Annotated in this window: 18 protein-coding genes and 1 pseudogene; 6 read left to right on the plus strand and 13 right to left on the minus strand. The window is 34.2% G+C overall.

Translation table 11 applies throughout. From position 1 onward, the window contains the following. Positions 1-33: 33 nt before the first annotated feature. Together D1606_RS05245 and ssuE are read right to left on the minus strand one after the other, a co-directional pair. Positions 34-2,157: a type IA DNA topoisomerase gene (locus D1606_RS05245; RefSeq protein ID WP_119414971.1), complete on the minus strand. Its 2,124-nt coding sequence runs from the start codon at positions 2,155-2,157 to the stop codon at positions 34-36. A gap of 315 nt (positions 2,158-2,472) precedes the next feature. Then, complete coding sequence (ssuE, locus tag D1606_RS05250; RefSeq protein ID WP_119414972.1) at positions 2,473-2,982, minus strand: NADPH-dependent FMN reductase; 510 nt, start codon at positions 2,980-2,982, stop codon at positions 2,473-2,475. A 616-nt stretch (positions 2,983-3,598) separates the two neighbouring features. Between ssuE and D1606_RS05255 the strand changes: the two genes are divergently transcribed. Beyond that, the gene (locus D1606_RS05255; RefSeq protein ID WP_119414973.1) at positions 3,599-4,036 is read left to right on the plus strand and encodes a Fur family transcriptional regulator; all 438 of its coding nucleotides are present in this window, start codon (positions 3,599-3,601) and stop codon (positions 4,034-4,036) included. Here the strand turns inward: D1606_RS05255 and D1606_RS05260 are convergent, their stop codons facing one another. Next, the gene (locus D1606_RS05260) at positions 4,037-4,615 is read right to left on the minus strand and encodes a YitT family protein (RefSeq protein WP_119414974.1); all 579 of its coding nucleotides are present in this window, start codon (positions 4,613-4,615) and stop codon (positions 4,037-4,039) included. It lies immediately after the preceding gene. Positions 4,616-4,783: 168 nt separating this feature from the next. On the opposite strand from D1606_RS05260, the pseudogene D1606_RS19035 reads away from it, so the two are divergent. Both D1606_RS19035 and D1606_RS19040 read left to right on the plus strand, forming a co-directional pair. Then, a pseudogene (locus tag D1606_RS19035) lies at positions 4,784-4,933 on the plus strand (sporulation protein); the annotation flags it as partial. Between the two features lie 8 nt (positions 4,934-4,941). After that, entirely contained in the window at positions 4,942-5,091 is a 150-nt protein-coding gene (locus tag D1606_RS19040) for a hypothetical protein (RefSeq protein ID WP_164489589.1), read from the plus strand. An 800-nt stretch (positions 5,092-5,891) separates the two neighbouring features. Here the strand turns inward: D1606_RS19040 and D1606_RS05275 are convergent. The 4 genes from D1606_RS05275 to D1606_RS05290 form a co-directional block, all read right to left on the minus strand. Further along, a complete protein-coding gene (locus D1606_RS05275; RefSeq protein WP_158582315.1) occupies positions 5,892-6,395 on the minus strand; it encodes a DUF1648 domain-containing protein in 504 nt (167 codons plus the stop codon). An 88-nt stretch (positions 6,396-6,483) separates the two neighbouring features. Next, positions 6,484-6,999 (minus strand): hypothetical protein, encoded by a 516-nt coding sequence (locus tag D1606_RS05280; protein WP_119414977.1) that lies wholly within the window; start codon positions 6,997-6,999, stop codon positions 6,484-6,486. An 11-nt stretch (positions 7,000-7,010) separates the two neighbouring features. Further along, positions 7,011-8,465, minus strand: coding sequence for an FAD-binding oxidoreductase (locus D1606_RS05285; protein ID WP_119414978.1), 1,455 nt, complete (start codon positions 8,463-8,465; stop codon positions 7,011-7,013). Positions 8,466-9,328: 863 nt separating this feature from the next. Beyond that, positions 9,329-9,829, minus strand: a complete 501-nt coding sequence (locus D1606_RS05290; RefSeq protein ID WP_119414979.1) for a hypothetical protein — start codon at positions 9,827-9,829, stop codon at positions 9,329-9,331. 609 nt (positions 9,830-10,438) lie between these two features. On the opposite strand from D1606_RS05290, the gene D1606_RS05295 reads away from it, so the two are divergent. Beyond that, positions 10,439-10,795, plus strand: a complete 357-nt coding sequence (locus tag D1606_RS05295) for a hypothetical protein (protein ID WP_119414980.1) — start codon at positions 10,439-10,441, stop codon at positions 10,793-10,795. Positions 10,796-10,863: 68 nt separating this feature from the next. On the opposite strand, the gene ade is transcribed toward D1606_RS05295, so the two are convergent. From ade to D1606_RS05310, 3 genes are all read right to left on the minus strand, one after another. Further along, entirely contained in the window at positions 10,864-12,612 is a 1,749-nt protein-coding gene (gene ade, locus D1606_RS05300; protein WP_119414981.1) for an adenine deaminase, read from the minus strand. A 161-nt stretch (positions 12,613-12,773) separates the two neighbouring features. Next, complete coding sequence (locus D1606_RS05305; RefSeq protein WP_119414982.1) at positions 12,774-13,778, minus strand: DUF4181 domain-containing protein; 1,005 nt, start codon at positions 13,776-13,778, stop codon at positions 12,774-12,776. After that, positions 13,747-14,283: an RNA polymerase sigma factor gene (locus D1606_RS05310; protein WP_119414983.1), complete on the minus strand. Its 537-nt coding sequence runs from the start codon at positions 14,281-14,283 to the stop codon at positions 13,747-13,749. Before D1606_RS05310 ends, D1606_RS05305 begins: the two co-directional genes overlap by 32 nt. 143 nt (positions 14,284-14,426) lie before the next feature. Between D1606_RS05310 and D1606_RS05315 the strand changes: the two genes are divergently transcribed. Then, positions 14,427-14,963 (plus strand): GNAT family N-acetyltransferase, encoded by a 537-nt coding sequence (locus D1606_RS05315; protein ID WP_119414984.1) that lies wholly within the window; start codon positions 14,427-14,429, stop codon positions 14,961-14,963. 125 nt (positions 14,964-15,088) lie between these two features. Here D1606_RS05315 and D1606_RS05320 read toward each other — a convergent pair whose 3' ends face one another. From D1606_RS05320 to D1606_RS05330, 3 genes are all read right to left on the minus strand, one after another. Beyond that, a complete protein-coding gene (locus D1606_RS05320) occupies positions 15,089-16,663 on the minus strand; it encodes a long-chain-fatty-acid--CoA ligase (RefSeq protein WP_119414985.1) in 1,575 nt (524 codons plus the stop codon). A gap of 372 nt (positions 16,664-17,035) precedes the next feature. Beyond that, positions 17,036-18,730, minus strand: coding sequence for an FAD-dependent oxidoreductase (locus D1606_RS05325; protein ID WP_119414986.1), 1,695 nt, complete (start codon positions 18,728-18,730; stop codon positions 17,036-17,038). 310 nt (positions 18,731-19,040) lie between these two features. Then, positions 19,041-19,883 (minus strand): alpha/beta fold hydrolase, encoded by an 843-nt coding sequence (locus D1606_RS05330; protein ID WP_119414987.1) that lies wholly within the window; start codon positions 19,881-19,883, stop codon positions 19,041-19,043. A gap of 207 nt (positions 19,884-20,090) precedes the next feature. Between D1606_RS05330 and D1606_RS05335 the strand changes: the two genes are divergently transcribed. Next, positions 20,091-20,540, plus strand: coding sequence for a MarR family winged helix-turn-helix transcriptional regulator (locus D1606_RS05335; protein ID WP_119414988.1), 450 nt, complete (start codon positions 20,091-20,093; stop codon positions 20,538-20,540). The last annotated feature ends 47 nt before the right edge of the window (positions 20,541-20,587 follow it).

Below are 20,587 nucleotides of genomic sequence, written 5' to 3' on the forward strand. Positions count from 1 at the left end.
TATTCCTATAGCTTAGTTCCACATTTTCATGTCCTAATTAAAATCAAAAACCACTTTCCCCTGGTCTAATTTTAGTTTTGCGGAAAAGCTTGTGCCTTTTTTAGATTTAAATCCTTTCATCTCTTTTGTCACGCCATTTTGACAAAGATCTTTTACCTGATTTGGCGATAGTTTTTTACTTGCGATTGTTTTTGATACAGTAAATTTACAACCAGCTCGGTAATTTGAGCAACCGTAGAAGGATTTTCTTGCAACTATTTTGCCTTGGTGGCAAATCGGACATTCAACAATCGGTTCGTTAGATGGTGCAGATTCGATTGCAGCTTGAATGTTTGTTCCTGCAACTTTTTCTGGTGTAACTTGGATTAAATGATGTAGAAATTTCGAAACGCTACCTAAAAATGCTTCTTGAGAGCCATTGCCATTGCCGATTTTACGCAAATATGTTTCCCATTTTGCTGTCATTGAAGGGCTTGATAGTAGTGAACCTTCAATCGTTTCACAGAGCACTCTTCCTTTATCTGTAATGTTGACGATATTTTTCACGACTTCGATATAGCCATGTCTTTTAATCGTTTCAATAATGCCAGATCGTGTTGCTTCTGTTCCAAGACCTTCTACTTCTTTTAAAATATCGCTTTCTCCCTCGTCCTCGATGAGTTTTCCGCATGTTTTCATCATTTGCACGAGTTGCCCTTCGGTATAAGGTTTAGGAGGTTGTGTAGTTCCTTCATGAATATGAATATGAGATTCGACAATATCTTGAATTTGAACTGGCGGTAACAAAGGTTCTTCTTTCTTTTTTGTAGCAACCGGCCAAAGACCTTGGAACCCTTTATCTAATTCCACTTTACCTGTCGTTTTAAACTCAATACTTTTAACATCTGTCAAAATCGTTGTTTCTTCATATAAATAATCTCGATGGAACATGGCCATTGTATTTCGGACAATCTCGATATAGATGTTCCGCTCCATTGGTGGTAATCCCGCTATTTTTTGCTCAGACGGAATCGTTTTTGTTGGGATGATGGCATAGTGCTCTTCTACTTTTGAAGAATCTACATATCGTTTTTGTGGTCGAGCATTTGCAACCTCAAATGGTTGTCCAATTATTTTTTGATAGGCAGGAATTCGTTCGACTAAATAGCCAAATTCAGCATCGGTGATAAATTGACAATCAGAACGAGGATAAGATACTAATTTCTTTTCATACAATGATTGTACAATCTCTAATACTTTCGCCGGACTGTATTTCCAAATTTTATTAGCCTTTGCTTGTAACGTTGATAGTGAATGTAATTTTGGTGGTTTGATAGCTTTGCGAACTTTTTTTACATCTTTGATTGTTCCAGGTAGAGGCTCATCTTCTCTGATACCTGCCTGCATTAGAATCGCTTCTGCTTCCTCTCTTTTATCTTTTTTCACAGAAGCTTTCCCTTTATAAGGTCCTTTTTCAGCTAAAAAATCGCCTGTTAACTCATAGAAATTCGTTGGCTTAAAGTTTTCAATTTCCATATGTCGTTTATAAATCATATAAACTGTGGGAGATTGCACTCTTCCGATAGACATTGTTTCATTTAAACCTTTTTCTTTCAGTAACATGGTATAGAGACGACTTGCATTCATCCCTACCAACCAGTCACTAATCTGTCTAGTTTGTGCTTCTCTATATAGTAACAAGTCCTTCTGATTATCTCTTAAATTGGTAAAGCCTTTTCGGATTTCTTCTACTTCTAAGGAGTTAATCCATAATCGTTGAATTGGCTTATTTCGAACACCGGTCTGACGTAAAATGGAATAAAAGATATTCGAACCTTCCCGATCGACATCGCATGCGTTTATAAGTAAGTCGGCTTCTTTAAATAGTCTTTTCACTTCTTGAAATTGGTCCCATTTCCCTTTTGCTACACGAAATTCGTATTTTTCAGGAATCATCGGTAATTGGTTAAGTGACCATCTTTTCCATTCCGGTTTATAATCCGCAGGTTGTTTTAATTCAACTAAATGACCAATCCCCCAAGTAATCGTTGCACCTTGAGGAAATATAGCTGATGGTTGTAATTCTATGTAGTTTTTTGTTTTCTTCGCTACTTTAAATGCGTCCGCATATGCCTTTGCCTGAGATGGTTTTTCGGCAAGTATACATATCTTAGTCAAATTAGAGTCACTCCTTTGTTCCTTATATTATTGGATCGTATTCTTTTATGCTGTTAAAAAAGTCAATTCATATTATATTACTATTATAATTACTTTTAACGTTTAACATAAGGACAAATCTAAGAGCATGCTTTGAAAAAAATCAAAACATGCTCTTATTTATAATTTTTTGTTCTACTAGATTATTTCATTTTAACTAGGATGCTGTACCTTTTGCAAGGAATTATGAATTACTCGACTCTTGGGACCAATAAATAATAAAAACTCCACCTCCCTATATAAGGAGACGGAGCTTCTATAGTAAAAACATGATTGTTAAACTGTTACTTTATTTCGTATTAGTTGTTGTTCAATTCTTGTTTGAATATCTTCTTCAATTGTAAAGCCTTGCTTTGTTCGCTCGATTTGCTTATCTATAATAAACACACCATGTGAAATACTTGTAGCGCCTAATGCTGTTAATACTGGCTTTATTGCATAATCAATTGCTAATAAATGATGCGGTGTCCCCCCTACCGCGATTGGGATAATATGCTTTTCTTCGAATCCCTTTTGCGGAATAAGGTCTAAATATGTTTTTAAAATTCCTGAATAGGCTGCTTTATAGACGGGTGTTAATACGACGACTACATATGCCTGTTCTACTTTGGCATTTGCTTCTCTAATTGCTTCGCTTGCAAAATTTGCAGAGATTAAATCTTCTGTTGGTAATGCAAACACCTCAATCGCTTCTACTTCTTCCAAACTTTCTTGAATGTAATGTTGAATCGCATTTACACGTGATGTACGTGCATTCGCTCCATTAATAATAACCGTTTTTGTCATGATAAAATCCTCCTCTATGTTTCTGTTCTCCCGTAAATTGCTATACATTTCAAATCCAAAACTATACATTTCCACTATATACCACTTTCACATACAATTCCGCTAAAATAACTAGGGATTAAATTAAAATTATTGTGTGATTTTTTGTCGAGTATATGGATTTACTGGACGTTTCAAGCCAAGATTTTCACGTAATGTCGTGCCTTTATATTCGGTTTTAAATAATCCTCGACGTTGTAATTCCTAATCGAATATTTTTCTTGCCACACTTTTCACATCCTCTAACATAAAATAAAAGGCACCTTTATCAAAATTAGATAAAGGAGCCTCTAGTTGACTAGTGAGCTGTGAGCTTTAATATTCAATTATTGTTATTATAATAATTTAGGTTAATTATAATGTCAACCATTTTTATAAGGATTATCGGTTTTATTTTTAAAAATATTCTATAATTTCTGTAAATTAATCTTTAATGGATAAATTGTTTAGCATAAACTTCTTACGAATTAGAGCAATGCGCTGAAATAATTAGAAGCACTCTCGAATATATTGTTAATACTGTTAAAAACAGTACGAAATATGGATTTTGAAGAAGAGAAAATTAGGGGGGATTTTAATGTCCGTTTCGAAAATAAGTAAGGTTGAACAGATTTTAAAAGCGTCACATTTAAAAATTACCGAACAACGGTTAGCTATATTAAATTTTCTTCAAGATAACACGAGTCATCCTACTGCGAATGATATTTTAATTGCTTTGCAGACTTACTTTCCGTCTTTAACGTTGAAAGAAATTAATGAAAATCTGGAATTGTTTGTAGAAAAACAATTAATACGAAAAATATCCATCACCCCTAATCTCACAAGGTATGATGGAAATTTACAATCGCATTATCATGTCATCTGTACACATTGTCATAAAGCTACAGATTTCAATTACCCAAGCTTTATCGATATCGAAAGTATTGCTAGTCAAATTACAAAACATCAAGTATATACGCATGAACTGATGCTTTTTGGAATTTGTCAACAATGCAGCCATGCAGATTGCTTCTAATTATGCATGTGCTGCATGTCTATTTACAAGGGAAATTGTAATCCCACCAGCTGCAATGGTAAAAATCGAAAATAAAAAAGTACCTCCTGATATTAGTAATCCGCCTAATGAAATAACAAAAGAATCTATAAATAGAATAATCATCCCAACATTAATCCCAAATCGTTTACTTAAAAATAATGCTAATAGATCTGTCCCGCATGTACTAATATCAAATCGTAACATTAAGCCAGTACCTAAACCAACAAATATACCACCAATAATGGAGCTGTACAGTATGTCCAAATGTAATAGATATCTTAATGGCCTTAAATAATCGATGAAAAAGGATGAAATAAATAGCCCATGCAAGCTGTTGTAAAAATATTTTTTCTCTTTAAACCAGGCCACTATGAACATTGGTAAACTCAGAATAACAATCATTAATCCTATTTTTAAGTTAAATAAATAGTTCAAGATTAAAGATAAACCGATAAATCCACCATCTAATATTTTATTTGGAGCCAAAAATAAATTTATACCTAGAGATAGGAATATACTCCCTATTATAACCATTAATCCTTTCTTAAATAAAAACATAGTAGCCTCCTCGAGAACTGAACATGTATCTATGCTATGAGTATTTCTGAACAAAAATGATATACCGAGCTAAGCGAAGATAAAATAATTTAAAAAAACAATGCCATTCTGAAACTTTTCTATGGATTTTTCGTAAATTATGTATATTCATACGAAGGAGGAGTTAAAATGTCCTTGTTACATAAAGCATTAGCTAGTTTAGGTATTGGTGCAGCAACAGTTGATACAAAGTTAGAGAAGGCCGACTATACAGGTGGAGAGGTTATTCATGGTGAGGTTCAAATTCGTGGAGGAAATGTAGACCAACAAATTGATGAGAGGGCATCATGCAAATTGATCGAAAAGTACGCGGGTTAGGTAGTTTACTATCCGAAGCACTTGAGATGGACGAATCATTTGTACGTTTTACCATTCGAAAATCAGATGTACCTACTCTTCGTGGTACTTTGCAAAAATTGATAACTAAATATGTTTGATTCCCCCCTATACATCCATTAAATCAATCTTTTTTGAGATAATGGTGTAGCTTTAAAATAAAGTTTGAACAAAAAACACCTCGCAAATCCTTACTTTAAGATTAATAAGAAGCATCCATTTTGAAAAAAGATAATCAAAATGGATGCTTCTTTAGCTTTTTTAATATTGTTTTTTATTAAAAATTTTGATCAATTACTACAGCGTTACTCCATAAAAGCGCCCAATCGTAATATAAGGTTAGCCAGATTTTTCTGGTTGACCTTTTTCTTTTAGGTCTTTGTTGAAGCTTATTTTTCAACAACAGCCCCTATATTTATAAACTTATCTGTGCTAAGACAATCAAATCTTCTTATATTTGATATTATTTAGTCAGTAATTTATCTATCTAAAATATTTAACATCTTTAAATTCCTGTTACCATAACAAATAACAGAAAACCAAAAAGTAAAGCCAATGCATTTACTGTTATTCCGACAAACCCTATTAGTAATAGTCTTATACATCTAGACGAAATCGACATAATTAAAGAGGTTACAGCAAGTATAAAACCTATAGTTGATAAAATGTTGAAAGTAATCATTTTAAAGAAAATATCTGTATTCAGTGCATTTAATAAAATAAAACTTACTATCACAGACAATATAGATAAAATACCTAAAATTGTTGCCAGTTTACCTTTATTCAAAATCACTATTCCCTTCACGCATATTGCATTTCAATATTTATTTCGCATTTTATTGCTATTTTTTAATGTATTAAAATGATGTACTAAGCCCGGAAGAAAAGCAGGGCTTTTATGTTAAGACACTTCTTTCTTTAAACGTACTGAACGTACGACGAAGATAATAATTGTTCCAATAATCATTACACCAAAAATAAGTAAGTCCCAAGGCCCTACTATACTTCCTTTACCTTTTGCGACATAAATATCATTTATAGCAGAGAAAGAAAAATAGATTAACATTTCATTTTTGATGAAATTCATTAATAACATCGAATTTTTGAAAAGTACTTCCCTATTCTTTTCAGTTAGACCGGAGTAATTATGAAGATGCGGTCTCGTCTCAACTATTTGTAGACTAAACCATAAGAAAATCCCTATCATTAACGGAACAAATACAAACCATCTATCGCTCCATTTATCAGGCTCCCCTGCAAGATTATAGTGACTCGGTACTTTGTCTGGTAACGTTGACCAATTGATCAAAATGAAGCTTAAAGCGATTATAAATGATAGAATAGCGACGATATTAAAATAGATTCCAATTTTTGGACTATTGATTTTCAACTTGTTCTTCTCCACTTTATCAGCCTCCAGCTTTTAGAACGTATTTTAATCACTATTACACATTTTTCCGCAAAATCCTTTTTTGTATAAAAATAGATTAAATCTAATTACTAACATTCTTGCCTAGCATCTTCAACAATCCGCACCCACATAATAGCCATCCAAACATGGAGATAATTACAACAGGTGAGATAATTTTGATAAAGGATAAAGAAATCATGATCCATCCTACTAATATATAGTGGTTTACTGCATGTAGATGATAGCTATCTTGTTCAACATGCCAAGCACGGAAATAGCCTTGAAGAAAGCCTAATAAGACTTGTAAAATTAGTGCTATGTAAGGTAAGAGATCCATTTCTATATTAAACTGCCCTACCACCAAATAAGCACATCCCATTCCAAAATAGACGAATGAGATGTGTGATTTTTGTTTGTTCTTTTTGGTTTGAAATGTTCGATAGCCCCATGCAGCTGAAAAAGAATGCGTCGCAAATAGCCATGCAAATAGCGTAAATGTAAGAGATACTCCTTTGAGCCAAATCACATAGTATGGAAAAACGACTACTTGGCCAACTGTAATGATTAATGGGATTAATCGATTCCATTTTCTTTTCATACTTTACCTCGTTACTTCAAATAATTTTGATAAAAATTGTTTATGAACACTTCGTTTGGATCGAGCTTTTGCTTTTCATCTTTAAAATCTTTCCAATTTGTATAGGATTCTTTAAATTGTTCCTTTGTTTGATATGGATAATACGGAAGATAATATGTGCCTCCATGCGTCAAAGTGATATCGGTCCATTTTTGTATCATTTTTTTAGCATTTTGAACATCATCTTCTTGAAGACCATGCTGAATTAGAATCACTAAACCGAGCATATCCTCTTTTGCGTAGTTGAGAGAAGTCGTTTTATCTTTTGCCGCATAGCGAATGGTTATATTATGAATTTTAAAATCATCATCCGCATCATTCGCAGGAAGAAATTGTTTTAAATCTTTCATATACTCACCATATTCACCAACAGGTACAAAAAATTCTTGTAATACTTCTACCTTTCCTGGCTTTGTAAATTCCATAAAAGTAGATTCAGAACGCATTACATTATTTCGGGTTATTTGAGAGTTTTCAATCTGTTTCATATAAAGATTTTGTGTATTCCAAAACAGGTCCTCTAAAAAACCACCTTGTCTCCCCATATCAAGTGAATACTTGGTTAGATGTACAAAGCTTTCCTCTTTTAACTTCGTTTTTTGATCATATTTTCCCGTTTTATAATAATCAATTGCATACATTTCATCTAAAAATGAACTTGGTGCAACACTAACTCTCGCATAATGCATGGCGATTTCAGCATTACTTTGCACATCCTTAAAATACGATTCATATTCACTCGTTTTCATCTTGTTTGTATGAATGGTATACAGTTCGTTATCTGTTAAATCGAGTGTGACATCTAGTATTACGCCAAATAATCCGTAGCCACCTAGCACATATCCCATTAAAGCATCATTTTTTCTAATAGTCTTGATGTCCCCTTTCGGCGTCAACAATGTAATTTCTTTCACCATATCTGCCATGGGGCCAAAACGAATATCTCTGCCGTGTGCATTCACCGAAAGAGAACCACCAATTGTAAAAATCGATTGCGATTGAGTTACTTTAAGTGCTAAGCCATATGGTTGAACCGCTTTTTGAACATCTTCCCAACTAGCCCCTGCTTCAACTCGAACCGTTTTTTCTTGTTTATTTACCTCCATTACTTTGTTGAAGGTTCGCATATCAATGACAATGCCATCCTTATAATATGTATGTCCTCCTTGTGAATGTTGAAGACCTGCGATTGAAATATGTTTACCCTCTAGATTGGCTTGTTTCACTATATTTTGTAAATCCGTACGATTAGTTGCTTTAACAACACGGTCGACATGTTCTGGTAAAAGCCCTGTATAATCTGTCGTCATTCCACTTTGAGCAAGTCCATATTTTCGTTTTTCTATCGGAATATTGAAAGCTACTAAAATAACAATGATCAATACAAGAAAACACAGAATCCATGGACTCTTAACAATTCGCTTCATAGAATCCTCCAATAGGTGCTTTTTATAAAATATCTTTATGGAAATTTTATCATATAAAAATTGTTAGATTTCCAATTATTTAGTAAATAGGACATTTGAATTAGATGACTTAGTTGATCAATAAATAAAAAGGGTCTGACACAAAAGATCCTTAGCTAATGAAAAATTAAAACAATTATATGAAATTCTATTTAGTATTTCACAATTGTTCGGATTTTCTTTTTTAATATTTTGTACAAAAGGACAAACATTTAATAAATATATTTCTTGTATATTTCAGTTTTGTGTTCCGTTCCGGACGGCGCTTTCCGCGGGCTTGGCTTCAATCTCCTCGTCAAAAATCGTGTGCTCCTGCGGTTACTCGTCGCAGAAAATCCCTTTTGCATAGGCAAAAGGAATTTTTCCTGTCGGGGCTTTCAGCTTAAGCTATTCCCGCAGGACATTGAATTTGCTTCATCTAATTAACACCGCACGAAGAAAATGTGAATACATTTTCGAGGATCGCCATCCTACACTCCACACACACCATTCTATATGATGGTCATCAACAAAGAATCGTTTTTCTCAAAGAAAGACGCTTTATGAAATCGATTCTATAAATTCAATTATTCGGATTTGGGAAGTACTAATTTTGATCTGTCCCAGTCCATTTTAAGAATTCATATTTTATATTCTTCGTGCAAAATAAATCATTGTTAATGGAATAGTAGTAATCATGGTACAAGTAAGCACAATCAATACTTGTGAGCTAGTTAAGTTTAGCGGTCCCAAAGAACCTGTTAATAAAAATAGAGTAAAAGCCAAAATAATTGAAGGATTAAACTCTCTTTTTCTACATCAACATTACGCCCGTTTGCTAAGTTTTACTTGGCCCGCTCATACAAATCTATAATTTCTTTGTGTACTTTTCCATCCTTTTTTCCTTCCCAATAAATCACTGCATATAGTTTATCTATGTCTTTAAACTCTATGGACTTTCCGTCTTTCATTATTGGTGGTGATCCTTCGACAGCTCCTGTATCAATATCATTTTTAAAATTCTCGGTTCCTGTAACTGCTTTGCTCTGCAGGGTTTCTTCCTTTTTGTTAATGACAGCATTCATTTCAAAGGCAAAATAATTAGTAGTGTAATCATTACCACTTGATTTAAACCGAAGCTTACCATTTCCTGAATTAAGAATCCCTGAAGTCAAATCCAATTGGTAACCATTTAGCTCCCAATGCGGACTTTCTCCTGATAATCTTAAATGATAAAAATCATTTCTAGTTTCGTCACGTGATCCTCCGAATCCTAAATAAAATACAATAACACATAAAACGCCGATTATAATAATCAACATTGGATAAAAAAACTTATGAACCACAATCTCACCCCTCACTTAGGAAAATAAAGATTGGTAATCTCTTAGAGTATCGTAACTTTCAGAAAATTATCGTCAATCAAACATTCGCTCCCAACTGTTGAGAAGTGGAAGTAAAACTTTAATCCTAGCATTCTAATCTCTATCATCTTCACCAAAAAACTCTACTCAATGGATATTATTCACTCAGATTTTAAGAGTTATCCTATATAAATTTATTTCTAAAACAGTTCAAAACTATTTACTTCTTCCTGACAATTTACACAATAACCTTTACCATTTGTTATTGGAACAGGACAACCACATTCACAATATTATAATACATTTTCTGTAATATCTAATGAAATAAATCTATGACCGCAATATTTACATTTTGTAAGATAATCTGCATTCTCTTTTTGGCATTTCGAACACTTTATTTACTTCACCCTTTCAAGATATCTTTGAATTTGAAAACTTATATCTTAATTTAATTATTGTTCAATATTATGATTCTATATATTAAATAAAATCCCTTTCTTATTTCGATGTTAATCCCTCAATACCTGTGCTTTTATGCTAACGCTTACATTTTCCTTGGCATATTTATAAGGATAGAAGGAGGTGTTTCCTATGTCTTTAAATTGGATTAGAGTTTCATCTGTATATTTTGTACTCGGAATTGCTTTAGGGATCTATATGATTGCTACATCCAACTATGAGTGGGTCGCTTATCTTCATATACTCGTTTTTGGATGGTTGTCGAGTGCTGTGATTGGGCTTATTTATAACAATTTTAATTTCCCTGATAATACAGATTTAGCTAAAGCTCAATTTTGGCTATTCAATATAGGTCTAGTCATTTTCTTAATGGGCGTGTTGCTGATTAGCCCTGCTCCTGCCTTAAATTGGGTTTACACTGGCGCAGTTGCAGTTGCTTTATCAGGTGTACTATTCATATTTACCATTTTCAATGATTTAAAGGCATAGCACTACCTTATTAAAAAAGCAGATTCCATTTCTTTTGGAATCTGCTCTTTATTTTATATGTTGGTTGTTTATGCTTCGATTGAGATATGTTGAAAACTGGTTACATCAAATAATCCCGTATCTGTCAGCTTTAATGATGGTATGACTGGTAATGCGATAAATGATAATGTTAAAAATAGATGGAAATTCAAATCAGGGTTCAGTTGTAATAACGCTTCATGTAAATGATGTAGGTGTTTAGCTGCTACATTTGCCTTTTCGTTTGTCATAAGTCCTGCAATTGGCAGCGGTAAAGCACTTAGTACTTTTCCATCTGCTACAACGATGTAGCCCCCTTGCATTTTTTGTAGTTCGTTTAATGCTAATAACATATCTGCATCATTTGTTCCGCATACAAGTGCATTGTGGGAATCGTGCGAAACGGTTGTAGCAACTGCGCCTTTTTCCAATCCAAAACCATGAACTATGCCAAGCCCAATATTTCCTAGATTATGATGACGCTCAATCACTGCAAGTTTTAAATAATCATCTTCTACTGAAGGAACAAATTCCCCATTTTCTACTTTCACTTCAGCGACTTTTTTATGGGTGATGATTTGGTTTGGTTCAATTTCAATTATATTTGCGAGTTTACTATGTTTAAAAGATATGGCCAAATCTTGCGCTGTTAGCTTTGGAATATGAACGGATTGTAAAATAGATGGTGGCACATCTTTTGTTTTATTTTGACTAGCTAGAAGTTTCCCATTCTCAGCTACTTTCTTGCCGTATTTCCAAACTGATTTTGGCTTACAAGTTGTTAAATCGTCAAGCACGATAAAATCCGCTACATACCCTTCTGCTAGTGCACCTTTTTGATACAATCGATAGCATTCCGCTGCATTCAACGTTGCTAGCTGAACTGCTTGAAGTGGCTTCATCCCTTCTTCTATTGCTAGCGCTATCGAATGATTAATACTACCCTCTTCGATCAATTCATCTAGATGCTTATCATCTGTGCAAAATAAGAATCTTCTTGCATTGGCAGAATTGACAGCAGGTAATACATCGCGTAAGTTCTTTGCTGCAGAGCCTTCACGTATTAATACATTCATCCCCTGTTGTATTCTAATTGATGCTTCTTCTGCGTTCACACATTCATGATCCGTTTGAATTCCTGCAACTCGGTATCCGCGAATTTGACCTGCATTTAGTCCTGATCCATGCCCATCGACAATATTTCTTGTAGCTTCTGTTTGCGCAATTTTTTGAAGCATGTCTTCTTGACCTTGTAATACAGCAGGAAAATCCATCACTTCAGCTAACCCTAACACATTTGGATGCGCTAAAAACGGTTGTAAATCTTGTGCATTTAATGTTGACCCTGCATGTTCAAAAGAAGTAGCCGGTACGCTTGATGGTAGCATTACGTTGATATCCATCTCTGCATTTTCGGCATCATCTAACATATATTGAATCCCTTCAGCACCTGCAACATTCGCTATTTCATGTGGATCTGTTATTACAGTCGTAATCCCATGAGGCAATAAAATTTTGCTAAATTCAGACGGTGGTAACATTGAGGATTCGATATGAATATGACCATCAATCAGACCTGGAATCACGTAATGCTCATTTGCATCTTCTTCGTCATATGATTCGAACATTCCATCTTCATCAATGGCAACAATCATTCCATCCGTCACCACTATATCCGCTTTTCGCCATTGAAGATTAAAGACATCTGCAACTTTTGCATTTCGTAAGATGAAATCCGCTTTTTTGCTATTTTGGGAACTTAATATTCTTTCTTTTTTTCTCATTAACTCATCATTCATACAATTACCCCCTATACCTAAATATTGCTTTCTACATTTATACCACAAATTTCCTAGTATGAACAAAAAGTAATACATAGGCATAGAGAGTTAACTTAACATACCCATGGAAGAATTTTTAAAGAAGAATCGCCTTTTTAGCATATTATTCACATAAAATGTCACCTAAAAAGGCCATACCATATAGCTCCGATTAAAATTACAGTCGCTTGGATCATTAAATTGATAATGAGGTAATGTCGTTTAGCCTCTGGCCGATGTTTTAACTCCATATAAAGTTGGATTCCCCAATAGATAAAGCTCAAAACTACTACCATGGCAATAGGAATCACTCCGAAGTAATACAAAGAGCCTGCTATGATCAGGATAAAACCAAAACGAATAGACCAATCGATATACTTATGTTTCTTATCTATATAGATAGGTGTCCGTTTAATAATGGGAAATTTATCTTTGATAATGGCTCCGATCAAAAAAGATAAAACGTAAATTCCAGCATAAAAATAAATGATACTAGCGCAAGAATCCAAATAATTCGATGTATATTTTAGTTTTTGTAGTTTCTCTGCAGGTTCTCCTTCAATTTTATACCATTGGTTATGATTCATATCTTTTACATAAAGAAGTTTGTCGGTATTATCTAAAAAAGCAAATTTAAGAAATAATATTTCCTCACTACCGCTATTCCAGTTATTATATTCAACACGTACATCTCTAATCGAAATTTCATGAATTTTTAAATCTATATTATTGATTGGTTTTGCTGTTTTAAGGAAATATTCTGTATTATAAATTCTACTAAATGGTTCAACTCCCTTTTCAAAACCAAAATAACGGAATGGATTTCCAGTTGGTGTGTACTTTAATGAATGGGAGGTTGAAATATCCATTGATCCGAAATGAATAGCATCACTTTTTAAAAGTTCCATCATACTTTCTGCTCTTACTGAATTTTGCGTAGATGGTTCTGATCGTAAGGTTAGAAAATACATACTGCACACAAAAACTAGCATGACAAGTGCAAATGCAGGTTTCCATTTGTTAAATTGTTTATGTGTAGGATGTTGAATTCTCTTTGATAATTTTTGGAAACTTTGTTGTTTTTGTTTCGGATCTCGCTCAATTGTGGAGAGCTCATTTAATAATTGATCTAAATCCTTCGCCATGTAATTCCCCTCCCTCTTCCAATTCTTTTTTTAATGCTTGCATTGCACGAGCTGTTGCGTTTTTTACTTTTACTTCTGTCCATCCCAATAGATTCCCTGTTTCTTTAATCGAAAGGCCCTCTATTTTTCTAAGGATGATAACTTCCTTGTATTCTAATTTAAGTTTTGAGAGGGCACGATAAACTGCAACGATTGCTTCCCCTTTCTCGACGATTTCACTTGGGAGCAAATTTGTGTCTTGTTGTTCATGTTGTGAGAGAAACGGAATGAATTGAATAATTCTTTTTCTTCGGTAATGATCATAAACTAAATTTCTTGCAATTTTTCGTAGCCACGTTTGAATAGATGCCTGCTCTTTAAACGTCTCGAATTGCTTATACGCTCGATAAAACGTTTCTTGTGTAAAGTCCTCAGCTGTTTCTTTATTACCAACAAGCATAAATATGTATTTAAAAATGGCATCACTATATTGTTCGTAAAAATGTTCAAAGTGTTTTTGCTGCATCTGAATCCCCCTTTCACAGCTATAGACGAGTGACCTTTGAAAAGGAATCACTTAGTTGTAAAAAAATCTTTATTTAATTACTATGATATACTACATTTATAAAATTCTGATAGTTTATCATAAAAGTGAAGGAAGGTTTTCAAATGATTGAGTTGGCATATTTTGAACGTTCTGATATAGAACAACTAATAAGCTGGATTCCATCGGCCTCATTTACATTACAATGGGCTGGTCCTGCTTTCCAATATCCTTTAACGGTTTCACAATTCGAAAAGTATCTACAAAATGCAAACAAAGAGGATTCGGATACATATATTTTTAAGGTCATTGACCAAGATACAAAACAAGTGATTGGGCATATCTCTTTAGGGAGAGTTGATAGAGTGAATAAATCTGCTAGGATTGGCAAAGTATTGGTAGGTTCTTCGCAGTATCGTGGAAAAGGCATTGGTGCTGAAATGGTGAAAGCTGTCTTAGCAATTGCTTTTGAAGAAATGCAATTGCACAAAGTGACTTTAGGTGTATTTGACTTTAATGCCTCTGCCATTCGATGTTACGAAAAAGTAGGATTTGTTCAAGAAGGGTTATTAAGAGATGCAAGAAAAAATGGAGATGAATATTGGAACTTGATTGAAATGGGGATTTTAGAAGACGAGTGGAGAATGAATCATAAAAAATAATTTTTCTGAAATGTGCGAAGAGATGATGTGATTTTGATTTGTACCTGCTATTTTATCTATCATCAACTAATTTTAACCGTGCCATTAAAAAAGGGGGTTCCCTTTAAGGACACCCCCGTTATATATTACACTTCCGATTTTTCTAGATGAGTTTTTCTCAAATGCACTTTTTGAATTTTTCCTGATGCTGTTTTTGGTAACTCATCCACAAAAGTTACACCCGTAACTGCTTTGAAATGTGCAAGTTTAGAGCGAGAGAAATCGATAATATCTTGCTCTGTTACTGTAGCGTTTTCTTTTAAGACAACATATGCATGAGGTGTTTCACCCCATTTTTCGTGCGGTATCGCAATGACAGCTGCTTCTAAAATATCTGGATGGTCATATAGCACACCTTCTACCTCAATTGAAGAAATATTCTCACCCCCACTAATAATGATATCTTTTTTACGATCTGTAATCGCTACATATCCTTTTTCATCGATATGTCCGACATCACCTGTGTGTAACCATCCATCTTTAAGTGTGTTGATGGTCGCTTGCTCATTTTTCCAGTAGCCCTTCATTACGCCATGTCCTCTTATAACAATTTCACCAACAGATACACCATCATGCGGAAGCTCATCTCCATACTCGTCCACAACTTTCACTTTCGTACCAATCAATTGAGTGCCACCTTTTGCTTTCAGCTGATATTTTTCTTGGTCTGGTAAGTCTTTATATTGTGGAAGAATACGAGAAATGGTACTTAAAGGTGAAGACTCTGTCATGCCATATACTTGGATAAATTCCCAACCAATCTCTTTTTCCACTCTTTCAATAAACGCCATTGGAGGAGCTGAGCCCGCAACAATAATGCGTAATTTCTCTGAAAGTGGTGGTGTATATTCATCATAGTATTGAATTAGAGAATTCAATACAGTTGGAGCCATATGAATAATTGAAATATTATGTTTTGCAATGACATTAAAGATTGCCTCAGGTGTTGCTTTTCTTAAAAACACTTGTGTTGAACCATTTGCTGTGTAGTAAAACGGCGATCCCCAACCGTTTACATGGAACATCGGTAACACATGTAACAGGGCATCTTCATCTGTAACACGTAAATGATGCATAGCTGTTAGTGCATGTAAGTAGTTGTTACGGTGTGTCAACATAACCCCTTTAGGATCTCCTGTTGTTCCACTTGTATATAGTAAACTAGCAACGTCATCCTCATCTAGTTCTACACGATTAAACTGGCTATCATCAAAATTCCCAAGCCATTCATCATACCCTAGTTCAGGCGTTTCTTCATCCTTATAGTGAACGATAATTTGTTGGACTGTTTCTAACTTATCTTTTATAGGAACAATTAAATGATACAAATCTTGATCCACTAGTAAAATCTTAGATTCACTATGATTTAATATAAATAAGTAATCTTCAGGCTTTAAACGGATATTCAGTGGAACCATAATAGCCCCTAATTGATAGATTCCATAAAAACCTTCATACATTTCAATCGTATTGGAAGCTAAATAGGCTACCTTATCCGCCTTTTTCACCCCAAGGGACTGTAGACCGCGAGATAACTGATTAACTCGTCCGTTTATTTGAGCGTAAGTAAAAGCTCTCTTTTCATCAAAAATAGCTTCTTTATCCCCGTATAATTCTACTGCTCTGTCTAAGAAATCTGTTAGCACCATTTGTACATTCATCCCTATACACCCCTTAGTAAAAATGAATTAAATTAATTTTACATTATTAAGATATTTTTGTACATAATTAAGATATTAATTGATTTAAAGAGAATTATTTGATATTTATAAATAAAATGAATCTAGTAGTTTATAAAATATCAATATATCAGTATTTATGTTCCATTTACTAATTTTATGAATAAACTAATAGTTTTTTTAGAATATATCTGATAATGTCTATTTCACTAGACGATACACTCCCAAAGGAAAAAGAGAAAAGAAAAAAGGCGGCTTTCCGTTCAAAATTGAACAAAAAGTCGCCTAATAATTATTTCTAGCAAAAAGGTAATTTAGTGAAGTCTAAAAATCATCCTTCCTCTAGAGATACCTTTATTTAAAATTATATTCAGTTACGATTTTTTCACGTCCTGTTGCAATATCATTGAAGTATTCATACAGACAAATACCTAGGAATGATCCTGACACATTCCAAATATTATTAAATCCAGAATTTTTCAATGCCATTACAGCGTTATAGCTACGTTGCCCTGAACGACAATGAACATAAACTGGAACATCTTTTGGGATTTCATCCATACGATCGCGAAGTTCACTTAATGGAATATTCACTGAACCTTTTAAATGTCCATTTTCATATTCATTTTTTTCACGAACATCTACAAAATATGCATTTTTCTCCATTAGTTCGCGAACTTGTGAAACCGCAACTTGATTATATCGACCATATAATAAGTTTAAGCCAACTAACGCTGCAAGATTTACGATATCTCTTGCTGTGCTATACATTGGTGAGTAAGATAATTCTAATTCTTTCAGATCTTCTAGTGTACCATTCATTGTTATTAAAGTAGCAATGACATCAATACGCTTGTCTGCATTCCCCTTACCAATAGCTTGTGCACCTAAAATTCTTCCAGTTGGTACTTCGTATACTAGTTTGAAGTGTAATGGATTACTATTTGGCATAAGTCCAACTTTATCTGGTGCGATTAAGTACACATTATTTACGTTAAAACCAGCGTCTTTTGCTGTTTTTTCATTTAGACCTGTTACGGCACAGTTCAAGTCAAATATTTGAATACTAGATGAACCGATTACACCTGTGTTTTGATTTGGTATATTGTATATATGATTTGCAGCTGCACGTGCTTGTCGTTGTGCTGGACCTGCAAGTGCAAGTCTTGTTTGCTTGTGCAGCAAGCGATTATAAACTTCAATTGCATCACCTACAGCATAGATGGATGGATCCGATGTAACATAATTAGGGTTAACTTTTATCCCCCCGAGTTCACCGATTTCTAGTCCAGCATCTTTTGCTAAAGAAATTTCCGGTCGAACGCCAATCGCTAGAACGACTGCTTGGGCTTTCACTTGTCTGCCAGAATTTAATACAACAGAATCATCTGAGATTTTTGCGAGAGCATCATTAACAAATAGTTGAACACCTTTATCAATCATTTCTTTATGCAAAATTTGTGCCATATCATAATCAAATGGTGTCATAATTTGATTATTTGATTGTACTAAAGTTATATTCTTCCCTGCCAAGCGTAGATTTTCCGCTACTTCTACTCCGATAAATCCTCCGCCAACAACTGTAATATCTTTGACATTATCATTTTTTACAAATTGGTTTAAACGTTCAATATCATTGACGTTTCTTACAGTAAAAACATGAGGAGCATGTACTCCTTCAATATTTGGAACGATTGGACTCGCGCCCGGTGATAAAACTAAATAATCATAGCTTTCGTCATATTGTTCATCTGTTAGTAAATTTTTGACTGTAATTGTTTTAACTTCACGATTAATATTAACAACTTCTTGTTGTACACGTGCTTCAATATTATATTTTGTTTTAAAAGCGGTTGGATTCGTTAAGATCAATCTTTTGCTATCTTCAACAATTCCGCTCAAATGGAATGGTAACGAACAATTTGAAAATGAAACATGTGGTCCTCTTTCAAACATAATAATTTCTGCTTGTTCATCTAAACGGCGAATTCTTGCAGCAGTAGAAGCTCCGCCTGCTACGCCACCTACGATTAAAATCTTTTTCACTATACTTACCCCCCATTTTGAAACTTCGAGTTCTGCTTCAATTTATACCCCACTAGGTATATTGTCAATATAATATATGTATCTGTCATAAATTATTCTAAATTTCAAATTATTCTTTTAGTCATTTATTTTCTAAAAAAAAGAATCTCATTCTGGTTTTGTAATTAAACAGAATAAGATTCTTATTATGAATTGGCTGAAAAGAATTGATGATAAAACGCTTATAAAGTGAAGTGCACTCATTAAATTATTTAAATGTTTAATGGATTCTAGTAGTTAATAAAATATTAATCTACTTTACGAATAGAAACTATTATAAATCTGTTTTTAAGAACCGTACAAGTGCTGTGTTAAATTGTTCAGCATGTGTTGCGTTCAAGCCATGTGGTCCACCTTTTATGACAACAAGTTGGCTATTAGGGATTCTTTCATGTGCCTTTTGACCACTGAATTCTAGCGGAACAATTGCATCGGAATCACCATGAATAATCAAAGTCGGTACATCAAATTTATCTAGGTCGTCTCGGAAATCTGTTTTACTGAAAGCCGCGATACAGTCGAGCGTACCTTTTGGTGAAGCAAATGCTGCAATATCACGATTGTGTAATCGGAATTCTTCGCTTACTAAATCTGTTCTGTCTCCAGATGCGAAGAAGTTAGTTGTAAACGTCTCTAAGAACGCAAGGCGATCTGTCTTAACTCCTTCTTGTAACCCATTAATCACTTCATCGTCAAATCCACCATCCGGATTATCTTCTGATTTGTAAAGGTATGGAGGAACAGCCCCTGCTAACACTGCTTTTGCAATTCGCTCTGTTCCGTAAGTGCCGATGTAACGTGCGACTTCGCCTCCACCCATAGAAAATCCAACTAGTGTAACATCTTGTAGGTCTAAATGAACGAGAAGTTTATTCAAATCGTTTGCAAATGTATTGTACTCGTAACCATTCCACGGTTGTGATGACTGACCAAATCCACGACGATCATACGTAATAACACGATAACCAGCTTCAACTAATGCGGGAATTTGTTTTTCCCATGATCTTCCGCTAAGCGGCCAACCATGAATTAATACCACTGGCTTTCCTGCGCCAACATCCTCATAGTGTAGCTCGATAGGTGCTCCATTTTCGATTCCAACTGTAACTTTACTCATTATAAATCCCTCCAATATATTATTTGACAAATTTCATTTTGCATAATTGTATTTCGTAAAATTATATTGTGCAAAATGTATTTTGTAAATTAATCTTATATTATCCATAAAGTATTGTCAACAATTAAATTTTGCAAAATGTTTTTTATTATTGTAGAGGTATGTTAAAATAAAGATGAAAAAATATTAAGTATACGAGGTATAACTATGGAAACAAACGCGGATAATCTTAAATTAGAAGATCACTTGTGCTTCTCATTGTATGCCTGTTCAAGGGCAATTTTGCGACTTTACCGTCCATACTTAGACGAACTTCAACTCACTTACCCTCAATATCTAGTCTTGGTCACTTTATGGATGAAGCAGAAAAGTACGATTAAAGAACTTGGAGAGGTACTAAGTTTAGATACCGGTACTCTGACTCCTCTACTTAAACGTATGGAAGCTGCTGGTCTTGTCGAGCGTCATCGTGACAAAAAAGATGAACGCATTATGAACATCCACATTACGAATGCAGGTCAAGCACTACAGGAAAAAGCCTCATGCATTCCTCAATCCTTGCTAGAAGCTTCTGGCATGAAGCAAGAAGAGTTAAATGAAATAAACGTAACAATAAAGCAACTTCTACAACAGCTAAATACGGCTTCCAAGAAATAGAGGTATAGAAAAATCCACTCCTGACTGTAGGAGTGGATTTTTTGTAT

This window comes from Rummeliibacillus sp. POC4 (assembly GCF_003576525.1).
Lineage (GTDB): Bacteria > Bacillota > Bacilli > Bacillales_A > Planococcaceae > Rummeliibacillus.